The organism is Rhizobium sp. 25PS6 (genome assembly GCF_032464655.1).
In the GTDB taxonomy this organism is placed as follows: Bacteria; Pseudomonadota; Alphaproteobacteria; order Rhizobiales; family Rhizobiaceae; genus Rhizobium; species Rhizobium laguerreae.
Genome location: NZ_JAWDIV010000052.1, coordinates 1 through 1,544, shown reverse-complemented (window position 1 = coordinate 1,544; position 1,544 = coordinate 1). Strand labels below are relative to the sequence as shown.

General features: G+C 62.6%; 4 protein-coding genes. 3 read left to right on the top strand and 1 reads right to left on the bottom strand.

Features of this window, described 5'->3' with window-relative positions; all coding sequences use genetic code 11:
* A partial coding sequence (locus RWK44_RS34720; RefSeq protein ID WP_316030160.1) for a hypothetical protein occupies positions 1 to 195 on the bottom strand: 195 nt, incomplete at its 3' end.
* A 27-nt stretch (positions 196 to 222) separates the two neighbouring features.
* Here RWK44_RS34720 and traC point away from each other — a divergent pair.
* The 3 genes from traC to RWK44_RS34705 form a co-directional block, all read left to right on the top strand.
* Positions 223 to 519: a conjugal transfer protein TraC gene (traC, locus tag RWK44_RS34715; protein ID WP_127431467.1), complete on the top strand. Its 297-nt coding sequence runs from the start codon at positions 223 to 225 to the stop codon at positions 517 to 519.
* 4 nt (positions 520 to 523) lie between these two features.
* On the top strand, positions 524 to 739 hold the full coding sequence (traD, locus tag RWK44_RS34710; RefSeq protein WP_127431466.1) for a type IV conjugative transfer system coupling protein TraD: 216 nt from the start codon (positions 524 to 526) through the stop codon (positions 737 to 739).
* On the top strand, positions 726 to 1,544 hold an 819-nt coding region (locus RWK44_RS34705; protein WP_316030159.1), incomplete at its 3' end, for a type IV secretory system conjugative DNA transfer family protein. The genes traD and RWK44_RS34705, both read left to right, overlap by 14 nt.

The following is a 1,544-nucleotide window of genomic DNA, read 5'->3' as shown; positions in this document are numbered from 1 at the left end:
GAAGGGTTCGTCGGGAGCGGCGGGCCCACCAGGCTCTCTCAGCAACACGTCGCGGCAGCGACGTATAATTGCGCCCTTGGAAGCCGCTCCTTCGGAACGGCCGGGATGATCCACCAAAGGATCGTCGTTGGCGATTGTAGGATTCACAGTAGTGCGTTCGCTACTTAAGTTCTGGAAACTGGCTTCGAAAGACAAGCTTTCTCAGCCAGGGAGACAATCGGAATGAAGAAGCCATCCGCGAAAATCCGCGACGAAATTGCCAAACTGCAGGACCAGCTCAAGCTCGCCGAGACACGGGAAGCGGAACGCATTGGCCGGATCGCGCTCAAGGCAGGCCTTGGCGACATCGAGATCGACGAGGCGGAGCTTCAGGCAGCGTTTGACCAACTGAGCAGGCGAGTTCGCGGAGGGCAGGGGGGTACGACCGGAGGGAAAAAGGGGGCAGGCGATAGCCGCGGTCCAACGTCGAATACGGCGCACGCGTCTGGCGCGGCTGCGGGCAGCGGTGGCGAGGCTTGAACGTATGGCGAGAACGATGAGATCCGACGCCCGCAAGAAGGATACGCGGGAGAAGATCGAGCTCGGCGGCCTGATCGTCAAGGCCGGTCTGCGCTACGAGAAGCGAGCGCTGTTGCTGGGCGCGCTGATCGATGCAGCGCGCCGCCTCAAGGGTGACGATGGCGAGCGCTCCAGGCTCACCGCACTCGGCGTGGAGGCGTTCGGCAATGACGATCAATAGGATTGCGCTCGTCGTCGTGCCGGCGGCGTTGATGATCCTGGTCGTCATCGGAATGACCGGCATCGAACAGTGGCTTTCCGGCTTCGGAAAGACCGAGGCCGCGCGCCTTGCATGGGGGCGGGCAGGGATCGCGCTTCCCTATCTCGCAAGTGCCGCAGTCGGAATCTTGTTCCTGTTCGCGACCGCCGGCGCGATCAATATCAAGCAGGCAGGTTGGGGCGTCGTTGCGGGATGCAGCGAGATGATCCTGATCGCGGCACTTCGCGAGACAATACGCCTTTCCGCTTTCATGAAGACGGTACCAGCCGACAAGACGGTCTTGGCCTTTCTTGATCCGGCAACGTCGATCGGAGCGAGTGCGGCGCTCTTATGTGCCTGCTTCGCACTCCGCGTCGCGCTCATCGGCAATGCGGCATTCGCAAGGGCCGAGCCGAAGCGCATTCAGGGCAAGCGGGCGCTTCATGGCGAGGCAGATTGGATGAAGCTCACAGAGGCGGCAAAGTTGTTTCCCGATGCTGGTGGCATTGTCATCGGCGAGCGCTATCGGGTCGACAAAGACAATGTCGGCGCCCGAGCGTTTCGCGCCGACAGCGCCGAGACCTGGGGCGCCGGTGGCAAGTCGCCGTTGCTGTGCTTCGATGGCTCGTTCGGCTCGTCGCACGGGATCGTCTTTGCCGGTTCCGGCGGTTTCAAGACAACGTCGGTGACGATCCCAACGGCGCTCAAATGGGGCGGCACGCTGATCGTTCTCGATCCATCGAACGAGGTCGCACCGATGGTCTCCGCGCATCGCGGCGGAGCGGGC